14 protein-coding genes are annotated in these 14,356 nt (G+C 33.5%); 6 read left to right on the top strand and 8 right to left on the bottom strand.

Translation table 11 applies throughout. The annotated features are described in order from the left end of the window. Positions 1 to 60 precede the first annotated feature (60 nt). Positions 61 to 1,155: a fatty acid desaturase family protein gene (locus ACQY29_RS01840; RefSeq protein ID WP_428223565.1), complete on the bottom strand. Its 1,095-nt coding sequence runs from the start codon at positions 1,153 to 1,155 to the stop codon at positions 61 to 63. Positions 1,156 to 1,261: 106 nt separating this feature from the next. Here ACQY29_RS01840 and rsmG point away from each other — a divergent pair, with 106 nt between their 5' ends. Then, entirely contained in the window at positions 1,262 to 1,882 is a 621-nt protein-coding gene (rsmG, locus tag ACQY29_RS01835) for a 16S rRNA (guanine(527)-N(7))-methyltransferase RsmG (protein ID WP_428223564.1), read from the top strand. Between the two features lie 327 nt (positions 1,883 to 2,209). Here rsmG and ACQY29_RS01830 read toward each other — a convergent pair whose 3' ends face one another. From ACQY29_RS01830 to ACQY29_RS01805, 6 genes are all read right to left on the bottom strand, one after another. Next, positions 2,210 to 3,073, bottom strand: coding sequence for a sigma-70 family RNA polymerase sigma factor (locus tag ACQY29_RS01830; RefSeq protein ID WP_014164868.1), 864 nt, complete (start codon positions 3,071 to 3,073; stop codon positions 2,210 to 2,212). Between the two features lie 130 nt (positions 3,074 to 3,203). Then, positions 3,204 to 5,372, bottom strand: a complete 2,169-nt coding sequence (locus tag ACQY29_RS01825; protein ID WP_428223563.1) for a polyribonucleotide nucleotidyltransferase — start codon at positions 5,370 to 5,372, stop codon at positions 3,204 to 3,206. Between the two features lie 151 nt (positions 5,373 to 5,523). Next, positions 5,524 to 5,793, bottom strand: a complete 270-nt coding sequence (gene rpsO, locus ACQY29_RS01820; RefSeq protein WP_428223562.1) for a 30S ribosomal protein S15 — start codon at positions 5,791 to 5,793, stop codon at positions 5,524 to 5,526. A gap of 87 nt (positions 5,794 to 5,880) precedes the next feature. Continuing rightward, on the bottom strand, positions 5,881 to 6,816 hold the full coding sequence (locus ACQY29_RS01815) for a hypothetical protein (protein WP_428223561.1): 936 nt from the start codon (positions 6,814 to 6,816) through the stop codon (positions 5,881 to 5,883). 61 nt (positions 6,817 to 6,877) lie between these two features. Continuing rightward, entirely contained in the window at positions 6,878 to 7,672 is a 795-nt protein-coding gene (locus tag ACQY29_RS01810; protein WP_428223560.1) for a peptidase MA family metallohydrolase, read from the bottom strand. 58 nt (positions 7,673 to 7,730) lie between these two features. Beyond that, positions 7,731 to 8,189, bottom strand: a complete 459-nt coding sequence (locus ACQY29_RS01805) for a GAF domain-containing protein (protein WP_428223559.1) — start codon at positions 8,187 to 8,189, stop codon at positions 7,731 to 7,733. A 55-nt stretch (positions 8,190 to 8,244) separates the two neighbouring features. Here ACQY29_RS01805 and xrtF point away from each other — a divergent pair, with 55 nt between their 5' ends. The 3 genes from xrtF (at position 8,245) to ACQY29_RS01790 (ending at position 11,326) form a co-directional block, all read left to right on the top strand. Beyond that, entirely contained in the window at positions 8,245 to 8,790 is a 546-nt protein-coding gene (gene xrtF / locus ACQY29_RS01800; RefSeq protein WP_428223558.1) for an exosortase family protein XrtF, read from the top strand. A gap of 25 nt (positions 8,791 to 8,815) precedes the next feature. Next, complete coding sequence (locus tag ACQY29_RS01795; RefSeq protein WP_428223557.1) at positions 8,816 to 9,238, top strand: exosortase F system-associated membrane protein; 423 nt, start codon at positions 8,816 to 8,818, stop codon at positions 9,236 to 9,238. A gap of 99 nt (positions 9,239 to 9,337) precedes the next feature. Beyond that, entirely contained in the window at positions 9,338 to 11,326 is a 1,989-nt protein-coding gene (locus ACQY29_RS01790; RefSeq protein WP_428223556.1) for a response regulator, read from the top strand. 92 nt (positions 11,327 to 11,418) lie between these two features. On the opposite strand, the gene ACQY29_RS01785 is transcribed toward ACQY29_RS01790, so the two are convergent. Continuing rightward, a complete protein-coding gene (locus ACQY29_RS01785; protein WP_428223555.1) occupies positions 11,419 to 12,060 on the bottom strand; it encodes a lysophospholipid acyltransferase family protein in 642 nt (213 codons plus the stop codon). A gap of 211 nt (positions 12,061 to 12,271) precedes the next feature. Between ACQY29_RS01785 and trpS the strand changes: the two genes are divergently transcribed. Together trpS and ACQY29_RS01775 are read left to right on the top strand one after the other, a co-directional pair. After that, the gene (gene trpS / locus ACQY29_RS01780; protein ID WP_428223554.1) at positions 12,272 to 13,243 is read left to right on the top strand and encodes a tryptophan--tRNA ligase; all 972 of its coding nucleotides are present in this window, start codon (positions 12,272 to 12,274) and stop codon (positions 13,241 to 13,243) included. A gap of 330 nt (positions 13,244 to 13,573) precedes the next feature. After that, on the top strand, positions 13,574 to 14,353 hold the full coding sequence (locus ACQY29_RS01775) for a DUF3108 domain-containing protein (protein WP_428223553.1): 780 nt from the start codon (positions 13,574 to 13,576) through the stop codon (positions 14,351 to 14,353). The last annotated feature ends 3 nt before the right edge of the window (positions 14,354 to 14,356 follow it).

The raw sequence follows: 14,356 nt of genomic DNA, 5'->3' as shown, positions 1-14,356 counted from the left end.
TTTGTAATTTAAAGCCTTATAGCTAATCACTTTTTACTTATCACTAATTACTTACTACTATTATGCTAATTGTGGTTTTTGACCAAGTTCTTTCAAATGTCTAAAGTGAGAGGCAATTGCAGCTGTCATGGTTTTATACTCATAGTACGGCAAGTTGCATTCTTTTGCGGTTTGTTTTACAATTTCAGCAATTTTATTGTAATGAATGTGACTGATGTTAGGGAAAATATGGTGTTCAATTTGATGATTTAAACCTCCTGTGTAATAGTTGATTAGCCAATTTTTAGGGGCAAAATTAACGGTTGTAAACAATTGGTGAATCGCCCAAGTGTTTTCCATTTCTCCTTCTTCTGATGGGACAGGTGTTACAGTATCTTCAATAACGTGCGCTAACTGGAAAATAACACTCAAAATAAGTCCAGCGGTGTAATGCATTACTACAAAACCTAAAACTACTTTCCACCAAGCTATTCCTAACGCCATTGGGATAACTAACCAAATAGAAAAATAAATAATTTTTGTAATAACTAAAGTTGTCCATTGAATGGCAGGGCTTTTGAATTCGCCATACGATAATTTACGCTTTAAATAACGTTTCATTTGCATGAAATCGGTAGTAATAGCCCAGTTGAACGTTAGTAAACCATAAAGAAATACCGAATAGTAATGTTGGAATTTATGGAAACGGTGCCATTTAGCCGTTTTGCTAAAACGCAATACTCTTCCAGCTTCTAAATCTTCATCATGCCCCGGAATGTTCGTGTAGGTGTGGTGTAAAACATTGTGCTGTACTTGCCAGTTGTACACATTTCCGGCTAAGATGTAAATACTTCCTCCCATGAATTTATTTAACCACTGTTTGTTAGAATACGAACCGTGGTTGCCATCGTGCATCACATTCATACCTACGCCTGCCATTCCTATACCGATTACTACATTCAATAATAGATATACCCAAAAAGGCATTTCCATACCAATTAGGAAAAAGTAAGGGGTTAAGAAAATGGCGAACATCACTATAGTTTTTAGGTATAGTTTCCAGTTGCCTGTTTTTTGTATGTTGTTTTCCTTAAAATAGTTATTCACTCTAGTGTTTAAGGTTCTGAAGAACTTCATCGAGTCGGTTCTTGAGAAGATTGGTTCATTTGTTTGCATAATTCTTAAAAATGTGTCCAAATTTAATTATTAATAAATTGAATTGATAACGAAAAGAGATAATTTTTGAACGCTAAAATGTTTAATTTTGTAAAAAAAATAAAAGATGGAGCAAATCCTTAAGTATTTTCCTAACTTATCGGAAACACAAATCCAACAGTTTCAGGATTTAGAAGTCCTTTACAAAGATTGGAATGCCAAGATTAATGTAATTTCTCGAAAAGATATAGACGAATTGTACGAAAAACACGTATTACATTCCTTAGCGATTGCTAAAATTCAGCAATTTAATCCAGATAGTACAGTGATGGATGTGGGAACTGGTGGTGGTTTTCCTGGAATTCCTTTAGCTATTTTGTTCCCTGAAACCCAATTTTATTTGATAGATGTAATTGCTAAAAAAATAAAAGTAGTTAACGAAGTAGCAACAGGCATTGGCTTGAAAAACGTAAAAGCTGAGCAAAAGAGAGCGCATACCGTTAACGAAAAATTTGATTTTATAGTGAGTCGTGCGGTGACTAATATGCCTGATTTTGTGGAATGGGTAAAAGGAAAAACCAAGAAGCACAACGGGCACGCTGATCGTAACAACGGTATTTTATATTTAAAAGGTGGCGATTTGACCGAAGAATTGCAAGATTTTCCAGAAGCTATTCAATATGATATCGCTGACTTTTTCTCGGAAGAATTTTTTGAAACAAAGAAAGTGGTGTATTTGCCGATGTAAATTTTAATTAAAAAAAAACGAACTAAAATAATCAGTTCGTTTTTTTTTTTTTTTGTAATTCCAGTAGTAAAAGCTATAGGTTTGTAAAAGCAAGAAAATGCAACTGGGATTGTTTTTGAAACTTTTGTTTGAATCTTAGTTTGTTTTTTTGTTTCTGTATCACGAGTTTTTGCCACGTAAAAATGATTTTTTTCTTTAAAAAAAACTCCGGTAATCAGCCGGAGTTTCAATCATCAATCAAAAAACGAACAGTCGTAGACTGTTGTTGTCGTATATAATTTGTAATTATAATCTTAGAAGAGGATGCAAAGTTAAGAAAAATTTAACTTATCCTAAGTAAGTTTTTAAGATTTTACTTCTAGACGTATGCTTTAATCTGCGAATCGCTTTTTCTTTAATTTGACGTACACGCTCACGAGTTAAATCGAAAGTTTCACCAATTTCTTCTAAAGTCATCGGGTGTTGGTCGCCTAAACCGAAGTACAAACGCACTACGTCAGCCTCACGAGGTGTTAAAGTTTCTAATGAACGTTCAATTTCTGTACGTAAAGATTCGTGAATTAATTCTCTATCAGGATTCGGTGATTCTCCAGAACGTAATACGTCGTATAAGTTTGAATCTTCTCCTTCCACTAAAGGTGCATCCATCGATAAGTGACGACCTGAGTTTTTCATAGACTCTTTTACGTCATTTACCGTCATGTCTAATTCAGCAGCAATTTCTTCTGCCGATGGCGCACGCTCGTTAGATTGCTCTAACAAAGCATACATCTTATTGATTTTGTTAATCGAACCAATTTTATTTAAAGGCAAACGTACAATACGTGATTGTTCTGCTAATGCCTGAAGGATAGATTGGCGAATCCACCATACGGCGTACGAGATGAATTTGAAACCACGCGTTTCGTCAAAACGTTGTGCTGCTTTAATTAAGCCTAAATTTCCTTCGTTAATTAAGTCCGGCAAGGTTAATCCTTGATTTTGATATTGTTTCGCTACTGATACTACGAAACGTAAGTTTGCTTTTGTTAATTTCTCTAAAGCTCTCTGGTCACCTGCTTTGATGCGTTGTGCTAATTCCACTTCTTCATCGGCAGTAATTAAGTCTACTTTACCAATTTCTTGTAGGTATTTGTCTAGGGAAGCAGTTTCACGGTTAGTTACCTGCTTAGTAATTTTGAGCTGTCTCATTTAAAAATCTCCTTGCTTTTTAAAAGTTGTAATGGTTATACGTATGCCATCGATAAAAAGTTACAGAAAAATAAAAAAACCTCGAAAAAAATTTTTTCGAGGTTTCACCTTATTGAATTAATAGAACTAATTAACCTTGGGGATTTTCTTTTTTAATCTCTTTCTTCTCTTCGCGAGGAGGACGAGGTAATAATTGTTTTCTTGAAACTTTTTCTTTTCGGTTTTTAGGGTCAATACCTAAATATTTCACCATAAATACATCGCCCATATTCACCACATCTGTTGGTTTTTCTGTGCGTTCCCAAGCTAATTCAGATACGTGTAATAAAACTTCGTTTCCTGGAGCTTTCGTATATTCTACTACAGCACCAAAATCTAACATTTTGATTACTTTCACTTCGTAAGCTTCGCCTAATTGTGGTTTGAAAACCATGGCTTCAATTCTGGCTAAAACAGCATCGATACCAGCTTGGTTTGTTCCTAAAATTTCCACAATACCTTTGTCGCCTTCTTCAGTAAGTACAATGGTTGTTTCTGTAGCTTTTTGTAACTCTTGAATGTTTTTACCACCAGGACCTATGAAAGCACCAATCATACTCGCTGGAATAGAGCTCATAATGATTTTTGGAGCTTTTGGTTTTACTGAAGCTCTTGGCGCATCAATAGTTTCGATGATTTTGTTTAAGATGTGTAAACGACCGTCACGAGCTTGAGATAAAGCTTGTTCCATAATGTCGTAACGTAAACCGTCAATCTTAATATCCATTTGACAAGCCGTAATACCATCTGCAGTACCTGTTACTTTAAAGTCCATGTCACCTAAGTGGTCTTCGTCTCCTAAGATGTCAGATAATACGGCAAATTTTTCACCGTCTGTAATTAATCCCATAGCAATACCAGAAACTGGTTTTACCATTTGAATTCCTGCATCCATTAAGGCTAAAGTTCCTGAACAAACCGTTGCCATAGAAGAAGAACCGTTAGATTCTAATACTTCAGATACCACACGAATAGTATAAGGACAATCGGCAGGAATCATATTTTTTAACGCACGTTGTGCTAAGTTTCCGTGTCCAACCTCACGACGTGAAGTACCTCTTAAAGGTTTCGCTTCACCGGTTGAGAATGGAGGGAAATTATAGTGTAAGTAGAAACGCTCTTCACCTTGTTCAGATGGTAGGTCAATAACGTTAGCTTCTCTAGATGTTCCTAAAGTAACTGTTGCTAAAGCTTGAGTTTCTCCACGAGTAAATACAGCTGAACCATGTGCACTTGGTAAGTAATCTATCTCACTCCAAATAGGACGGATTTCTGTAGTTTTACGTCCGTCTAAACGGATACCTTGTTCTAAAACAACATTACGAACTGCAGTTTTTTGTGTTTTGTAAATATACTTGCCAACTAATTCTTTTAAATCTGCATTTTCAGCATATTCTTCTTCTGAGAATAAGGCTTTAACTTCTTCTGCGATTAAGGCGAATTTCTCACCTCTTTCACTTTTTGCTGAAGCTTCTTGGGCTACAGCATAGTATTTATCATAAGCGAAAGCTTTTACTTTTGCATAAACAGCTTCGTCGTTTTTCTCAGCTTCGTACTCGCGGTATGTTAAAGTTCCAATTGCCGCACGCATTCTTTCTTGCGCTTCGATTTGAACTTTAATTGCTTCGTGAGCAAATTTGATAGCTTCAATCATTTCGGCTTCTGAAATTTCTTTCATTTCACCTTCTACCATACAAACAGAATCTTTAGAAGCGCCAATCATCATGTCGATGTCTGATTTTTCTAATTGTTCTCTGTTGGGGTTGATAACCAATTGACCATCTACACGTCCTACGCGAACTTCAGAAATCAAGTTGTAAAAAGGAATATCTGAAACTGCTAAAGCGGCAGAAGCAGCTAAACCAGTTAAGGCATCAGGCATTACATTGTCGTCATGAGACATTAATTGAATCATGATTTGTGTTTCAGCATGGTAGTCATCTGGGAATAGTGGACGCAATACGCGGTCAACTAAACGCATCGTTAATACCTCGCTGTCGCTTGGGCGTGCTTCTCTTTTGAAGAAACCTCCAGGGAAACGACCTGCAGCAGCAAATTTTTCTCTGTAATCAACAGTTAAAGGTAAAAAATCAATTCCAGGGTTTGCTGTTCTTGCTGATACGGCAGTTGCTAATAACATAGCATCTCCCATACGCACAACTACAGACCCATCGGCTTGTTTGGCTAATTTCCCGGTTTCGATAGTAATGGTTCTTCCGTCCCCTAAATCGATCACCTCTTGAAATACTTTTGGGATCATAAATTTTCTTTTGTTAAATTAAACAATGGGTTAGTGTGTGTTGTTGTTGTGTGTTGTTGTGTAGTTGTTTGAAACCCAATGAAAAACCAAACTTTTGTTGTGTAAAATATAAAAACAAAAAGAGGCGCGCAGGCACCTCTTTTCATCTGGATTATTTTCTGATGTTTAATTCTTTAATAATCGCACGGTATCTATTGATTTCCGTATTTTTTAAGTAGTCAAGAAGAGATCTTCTTTTACCTACTAATTTCACTAACGAACGCTCTGTGTTGTAATCGTGACGATTAGCTTTTAAGTGTTGTGTTAAGTGGTTGATTCTGAAAGTAAATAATGCAATTTGACCTTCTGCAGAACCAGTGTTCTCAGCTTTACCTCCGTGTTTAGCGAAGATTTCAGCTTTCGTTTCTTTAGTTAAATACATGCTAATATTATTTAAATAATTGTTATGTACGATTAGGTGTGTCCTAATTCGAGTGCAAATTTAGTTTTATTTTTTTAACTGGCAAATTTATTGTTGTCCGTTTTTGTTTTTTAAATAGGTAACCATTTGGTTTTCTATGTATTTAGAAGCTTTTGGGGTAACAATAAGCTGATTGACCTTCGTGAATTCTCTTTTAGATAAGGCCGTTGTGTTGTACCAACCGCCCATGCCATCGTTTTTTTTAGTAAGCACTTGTTTTATGCTTGTTATTGTGGCTTTTTCCCATTTCATTTGGTCAAAAGTGTTATCAATACGCACTTTAAATGACTCGTAAATTTGGTCTTTTTTAAACCGAACAATGCATTCTGACCAACTGTGATTTCCTTTTGTAACCACTTTTCCTTCAATGTTTAATGTCTTTAATAAGCAAATAAAAGCCATTTCACGTTCGCTACACCAACCAAAGGTTTTGAAATCACCCAAAAGAGGATGGTTGTATTTGGGCGTTTCGCTTACTAAATCGGCTAGGAATAAACTTGGAATTCTGTCTATATCCGCGTAGGATTTGTATTTTGAAAAGTTTTTTGGAGTTTTTACTTGACTTAATTTCTCATTAGTTTCCTTGTAGATGATTTCGTATCTTGGGTTAGGGGTTACCCAATGCCAAAAATAGGGGATGCTTATAATTTCGCCTCGGGATTTGTTGGTCGCATTTTTACTTGTAAATAATAAATGTAAAATTTTTAAAGTATAAAAGGTTTTGCGATTTTCTTGGTTTTCTTGGTCTAAGCCATGCCTCTTTACAAATTCCGAATAATCAGCACTATCTAACCGATGAAAGTTTGCTTGGTGATTTTTGATGAGTTGTTGGAAAAACAAGGGGAGCTTTTGATTAGGGTAGCTGTTCTCTTGTAAAGTGAGGAGTGCTTCTTTTTCTTTTGATTTAGGATTGCAACCAATTATGAAAATAGATAGAATAATAAATAAGTTTTTTCTTATTTGTGTAAAATTATTTTCATTCATAATTGAGTTGCTTTCGTAATGGGGAAATATAATCAAGATAGCAATTGACGTTGGGGATTTTTTAGCATCCTTTGTTAAACTCCTCCCAATCAAAATTTATATTCGTTGGATATTTTTTGTTTATATAATCTTTCAAAGTTTGTTCCAATGTTTGTGAGTTGAAACCGTATATTTCATTTAGTTTCTCGTACCCACTTTTCCATAGTTCTTTAAATTTTGAGATGCCATAGTTATCAATTAGAAATTTTGATATAAATGCACTTTGTGTATAAGCAATCATGTCGGGATATGCGTAAAAATCTTCAGATAACTTGTCCATAGAAATCAATTTATTACTTTGAATAAAATATTTATAAATCTCTTCTAGGGAGTATTTAAAGCAGGTTGCACCAGCGTAAGTTGCTAATCCTTCGTTCATCCAAGTTGAAGAATTAGGAGGAGTCCCCCATTTATACATAGTTATCATATGCATCATCTCGTGTTTTATTGGAGAACCTTTGTCTTTAAGCAAAGTAAAAAATACATCTCTATCGGGATAAGCTAAACCTTGAGCAGCCATTCCTCCATATTTTAGCATTTCTTTTTTTGATTTTAAGAAATCAATATCCATCTTATTCTTGAATTCTGTTTCTCCAATAAGTTTCAAATTTTCATCAATTGCTTTTTGACATTCTTCGATTGCTAGATTTCTACGTGGAATTTCAACTTCGGATGGGAAGTAATATGTTATATTGCCTATAGTTTTAGTTTCTGTAACAATCTTGTTCCAATTTTCATTGTTTGTTGCTTTTTTCTGTGCACTACAACTGTAAAATGATGCTATTAGAAGTAAAAAAGTAAGTTTTCTAGGATTCATTTTTATTGATTGTTTATTTATATGTTTTTCGATGTTAGTATCCTTATGCTAAAAATATTTAATTAAAAAGCTTAGCTACTTCTTCATTTACAAATTCTAAAAAACGTTCGTCTGCTTCTGTAAAAGGGTCTATCACGTGACTGTCGATGTCAATCTGACCAATATTAACTCCGTTTACAAATAAAGGTACTACGATTTCAGATTTTACCGTGAAACTACAAGCAATATAATTGTCTTGTGCTTTTACATCGGGAACCACAAAATTTGCATTTGATTCGGCTACTTGACCACAGATCCCTTTTCCAAATGGAATAACGGTATGGTCTGTTTCCGCACCTACATAAGGCCCTAGATGTAAAGTACGCGTTTCATGGTTAGCAAAATAAAATCCTACCCAATTATAATACGCTATATGGTCTTGTAAAAGTTGGCAAATGGCTAAAAGTTTTTCATCACGCGTGATGGTTTCTTGCGTTGTGATAGCCGTGATTTGAGGTTTTAGATTTTCAAATGACATATTTATTGGTTTTTTGACAAATGTAATGCGTTGAAATTTTAAAAATTATATAATTTTGTTAAAAATCATTATGATAGAACTGTTTCGGAAATATAAACCTTTTTTACTTTTCTTAGGAAAATTCTTTGTTTCCTACGGGGTGTTGGTGTTGGTATATCGCCTTTTCTTTATTCAGTCGGGGAGTACTATCGATTTTTTTACCGAAAATGTTTCCTTAAGCACCGAGCAAATCGCTCAAAATCTAGGAATGGATTATGTGGTGAAAAAAGATGTTTCTCAGTATCAAGTTTTTTATAACGAAAAGTATATCGCCCGAATAATAGAAGGATGTAATGCTGTAAGTGTTATTATATTGTTTGTTGCGTTTGTGATTGCTTTTTCGGGTAAATGGAAAACGACGTTTCTGTTTGCATTAGTTGGGAGTTTGTTAATCTATTTTTTTAACATACTCCGAATCGTTTTTTTAATTCATTTGATAGATGTTTATCCAGCACAAGAGCATTTCTGGCATGGGGTTCTGTTTCCTTTAGTGATCTATGGTTTCGTTTTTCTATTATGGGTGTATTGGGTAAATAAATATTCACACTATGCCTCTCACTAAAACGTTTTTTTTAAAAGGGATTCAAATGTGCGGTATTGTTCTAGTACTAGCATTGATTCGATTGTTTGAATCAGAGTGGTTTTACGACCCTTTTATAAATTATTTTAAAGGAGAGTTTATACAAAAGCCATATCCAGAAATTAATGTGTTGCATTTGTCTTTGCATTTAATGTTGCGTTATTTTTTAAATGCCTTACTCACATTAGCAATGATATATGTGCTTTTTAGAAGTAAGTCTATGCTTAAAATGACTGCTTTTTTACTTATATTGTTTTATTGCGTTTTATTCATCGCTTTTTTTATTCTCCTTTTTTTCTTTGATGAAAGTCATGCAATGACTCTGTTCTATGTACGTCGATTTATTATTCAACCTCTTTTTTTACTCTTATTTGTTCCAGCTTTTTATTATCATAATTTGGTTTTAAATAGTCAGACATCTAAAAAATGATTGTTTTTTAATGATTATTATTAGCATTTTTGGATTAGTTTGAAAGTGTTAGAATTTAGTTTTGTTTTTTTTGTATTTTTAAGGCTATAAAACTGACTAATGACTAACGAATATAATTTTGAAGAGCGCATTCGTGTGCTTGAAAAGGAGCTCGAATACCATAAAAAAAGGGATTTGTTGTATAGTAATTTTGATTATTTTTATAATGAAACTTCTGATTTAATTGCTACTGCTAATCTCGATGGGTATTTTTTACAGTGTAATAATGCATTCGTGTTAACTTTGGGGTATACACAAGAGGAATTATATGCTAAGCCTTTTCTTGAATTTGTTTATCCAGATGATCTTGAAAAAACGCTACAAGAAGTAGCTAATTTGGGTAAGGGGAAAAATGCTGTAAATTTTTGTAATCGCTATGTGAAAAAAAATGGAGATTTAGTTCATTTGCAATGGATGGCGACTATTAATTTAAATTCTCAAATTATTTTTGCAACGGCCAGAGATATTACGGTTATCGAGATTACTAAAGATAGGTTGATTACCAGTGAGCGCTTATTGAATGAAGCTCAAAAAATGGCAAAAATTGGGAGTTGGGAGTTTGATTTAGTTTCTCAAGATTTGATTTGGTCCGTGGAATTGTATAATATGTTCGAAATAGAGCCGGGTGTTAAAGAAAATCTGTATGAATCTTATCTGGGGAAATTTAATGAATCAAATATCAATGCCTTAAATGCTAAGATTAATGCAGCGATTAATGAGCGGGAGAGCTACGAAATTGAGCATTATTTTTATTGTAAAGATGGTTCTAAAAAATGGATTTTAGGATATGGAGAGCCCGTACTGGATCGACTTGGCAATGTGTGTAAACTTAGAGGTATTGCTAAGGATATAACGGCGCAGAAGGTTCATGAAGAAATGCTCAAAGCTAAAGAATATGCTGAGGCAGCTAATCAAGCCAAATCCGATTTTTTGGCAAATATGAGTCATGAAATTCGTACCCCTTTAAATGGAATTATAGGTTTTTCAGATTTATTAGTCAAAACTTCGTTAGATCCAAATCAAATGGAGTATATGCATAATATTAGTCAATCGGCTAATCTACTTCTTGAAATTATAAATGATATTTTAGAGTTCTCTAAGATTGAATCAGGAAAACTAGAATTGTTTGTAGAACCTCTTTCTTTAGAAGAATTGGCTAGTCAAGTGATTAATTTTTTTAAGCCTCAGGCTGAAGCAAAAAAATTGAAGTTGAGACTGCATTATGATTCAAATATCCCTAAAATGATTGCTGCAGATGGTTTGCGACTCAAGCAAATATTGGTCAATTTGTTAAGTAATGCTGTTAAATTCACTGATTTTGGAGAAGTGTTGTTGCAAATTGATTTAGTCGAAATCATCAAAAATCAGTTTGTTAATTTGCAATTTTCAGTTGTAGATACTGGTATCGGTATAAAAGAAGAAAATATGGATAAGATTTTTCAGTCTTTTGTACAAGAAGATGCTTCTGTTAACAAACGTTTTGGAGGTACAGGTTTAGGATTAGCAATTGTGAATAATATTTTGAAATTTTCTAACAGTCAAATTCATGTAAAAAGTATTTGGGGAGAAGGGAGTAGCTTTACTTTTAGTCTTACTTTTAAAATAGAAAAAGATAAGAAATCTGATTTTGAAGTTGTTTTGCCTGAAATGAAAGAGGAGGGGATACTAGAAGCTTGTTATGATGAAATCTCTGTGCTAATCGTCGAAGATAATCCTATTAATATGCTTTTGGCTAATAAAATGATTCATAAAATTCTTCCAAACAGTAAGATCTTAGAAGCTATAAACGGTGAAGTAGCTATGGATCTTTTGAAGAAAAATGCAGTTGATTTAGTGTTGTTAGATATACAAATGCCTGTGAAAAATGGGTATGAAACCATTGTTGATATTCGTGCTCAGGAAAATCTTAAAAATCTTCCTGTTATCGCACTTACGGCAGGTATTATGAAGAACGAAAAACAAAAGTGTTTAGATTTAGGAATGAATAATTATATTTCAAAACCTATTAATTTAAATGAATTAAAAGGTGCTATTATGCGGTATCTTTAATTTTTTTGATTTTCAGAGGCGAAAACAAGCTAAAATACTTTGATTAAAGAAGATGTAGTTTTTTAGCTTGTTTTGTTGATTGGAGTAGTTTTTTAGGGATGTATAGGTTTTCTTTTGTTCGAATACGTTACATAAGCCTCGTCGTTTATTAGGTTTTGATAAATTACATTTCTGGCATTTTCTTTTAAAACTTTTTTGTCCTCATGTTTGCAATTGTTTGTAGTAATAAAAGGATCTATTGTAACGCGTAAAGTTCCAGGTTTTCCACTTAAAAAAGTATAAGAAAATAATTCTTTATTATCAAAAAACGTCATAGGAACGATGGTGAGTTTGTGATCTATTGCGATATTGAACGCGCCTGCTTTAAATTCATCTAAAAGTACACTTTCATCATCAGGGACTTTGCCTTCAGGGAAAATACAAATGCTTAAGCCTTGATCAATTCTTTTCTTGGCTCTTTCGTAAACAGCGGTTCTACTTTTAATATTCTCCCTGTCAACCATGATAACTGCTCTTTTGTAAAAAAATCCGAAAATAGGAATTTTAACTAATTCTTTTTTTCCTACAAATACAAATGGGTTTTTGGTGGTCACCAGCATCAGCATCACATCAGTCATGGAAGTATGATTTGCTATAAATATATAACTGTGGTTGGGTAAAATGGGTTGGTTTTGAGTGATTTTGTATCGGAACCCCATGCCAAATAATATAATCTTAGCCCAAAGTCTTGCCATTTTAAAAAAGTAAGGATAAAAGGCGTCTTTCGATAAAGAGAAGATTAGAAAGGGGGACATTAATAAAATTGGGATCAATATGAGTAGGTAAAACCAGATGCGCCATATTACCCAAAAAAGAATTTTAAAGATTCTCATACCTGTTTACTGATTTGCTTTTAAAGTTGTTCAAAACGTTTACCTTTGCGAAAATATCATTTTTAAATTAATAATGGCAAAAATACTTACAGGAGTTCAAAGTACAGGTACTCCGCATTTAGGAAACTTACTTGGTGCGATTATACCAGCTATCGAAATGGCAAATCAACCTGGTAATGAATCTTTTTTGTTTATCGCTGATTTACATTCGGTTACGCAAATTAAAGATGGTCAAACGCTTCGTAATAATACTTATAGTACCGCTGCAGCTTGGTTAGCCTGTGGTTTGGATATAGAGAAAGTGGTTTTTTATCGTCAAAGTGATGTTCCTCAAGTGGCTGAATTATCTTGGTATTTGAGCTGTTTTTTTCCTTATCAAAGACTTACTTTGGCGCATTCCTTTAAGGATAAATCAGATCGGTTAGACGATGTTAATGCGGGTTTGTTTACTTATCCAATGCTTATGGCTGCTGATATTTTAGCTTATGATGCAGAAATTGTTCCTGTAGGTAAAGATCAGTTGCAGCATTTAGAGATAACGCGTGATGTTGCCGCTCGATTTAATCATCAAATGGGTGATACGTTTGTGTTGCCTCAGGCAAAAACAGAAGAGAATTCAATGCTGATTCCTGGTGTTGACGGTGAAAAGATGAGTAAATCGAGAAATAATATCATCAACATTTTCTTAGATGATAAAGCGTTGATGAAACAAATAAAAGCTATTCAAACAGATAGTACTCCTTTAGAGGAACCTAAAAATCCTGATACCTGTAATGTCTTTGCTCTGTATAAGCTTATAGGAACTCAGGAGCAAATTGATTCGCTTAGAATTAAATACTTAGCTGGAAATTTTGGTTTTGGTCACGCTAAGCAGGCATTGTTTGATTTGATTGTTTCTCGTTTCGCTGTAGAAAGAGAAAAGTATACTTATTATATGAATAATTTAGGAGAGTTAGATCAAGCATTGCAAATTGGGGCTTCTAAGGCGGCAAAGGTGGCTAATGAAGTAATTCAAAGAGTTCGGGTAAAACTAGGCTTTGAATAGTTTGAAAAAATAATCAAATTATTTTTTATTATAATTTAATTATTTTGGGTTCTGTTGAATTATCTTCAAAATTAAATCTTAAGATCGCTTTATGATTGATAAAAAAATGTTAAAATTGATATTTTGTTAGATATATTTCAGAACTCGCTATATATTTGCATCATAATTCTGAGGGGTGGTTCCCTCATGAACTAAATAAATTTTCATAATTTATAGTTTTTTGGTTGGTTAATAGCATAAAAACTCAAACTTCATAGTTTGGGTTTTTTTGTTTTTTATTACTTTTGGAATGGAAATTGTATTTAGCCTCTAAACAAAAAATATAATACAATGAAAAAAACTGTCCTACTTATTTTAAGCGCCTTTTTATTCTCTTTTCAAATGGAAAATAATAAACCAGAATCCTATGGCGTGGGTGAATGGTTGAAATATAGAATTCATTATGGAATTGTAAATGCTGGTTATGCAACTTTAGAGTTGAAAGAAGCTTCTCGAAACAATAGAAAATGTTTTTATGCTGTGGGCCATGGTTACACAACAGGGATGTCTCGTTTTTTCTTTAAAGTAGATGATCATTATCAAAGTATTTTTGATCAGGAGACAAATAAGCCTTTCCAGTATTTGCGTAAAATTGATGAAGGTGGTTATACAAAAGATCAAGAAGGTTTTTTTAATCAAGATAAAAATTCTGTTTTAGTAAAAGATTATAAAAACAAAACTGAAAAAAATATTCCTGTTACAGAAAATATACAAGATATCGTTTCGTCTTTTTATTATTTAAGAAATCATCCACGTGTTCAAAAACTTGCCGTAGGTGAATCTATAACGATTGACATGTTTTTTGATGATGAAATTTATAAATTTAAAATGCGTTTTTTAGGGCGTGAAACCATAAGTACAAAATTTGGCGAAGCTAAAGCTTTGATTTTTAGACCACTGGTGCAGTCGGGGAGGGTTTTTAAAGAAGAAGAAAGTTTGACGGTTTGGGTAAGTGATGATGAGAATAAAATTCCGTTGCGTATCAAAGCTAGTTTAGCTGTAGGATCACTTAAAGCAGATTTAGAAAGTTTTAAAGGTTTGAAAAACCCTTTTTTAGTAAATAAAAATTAAAAA

It is taken from the genome of Flavobacterium sp., from assembly GCF_965262375.1.
Taxonomy (GTDB): Bacteria; Bacteroidota; Bacteroidia; order Flavobacteriales; family Flavobacteriaceae; genus Flavobacterium.
Note: the sequence above shows the minus strand (reverse complement) of the source record. Positions and strands in the feature narration are given on the sequence as shown.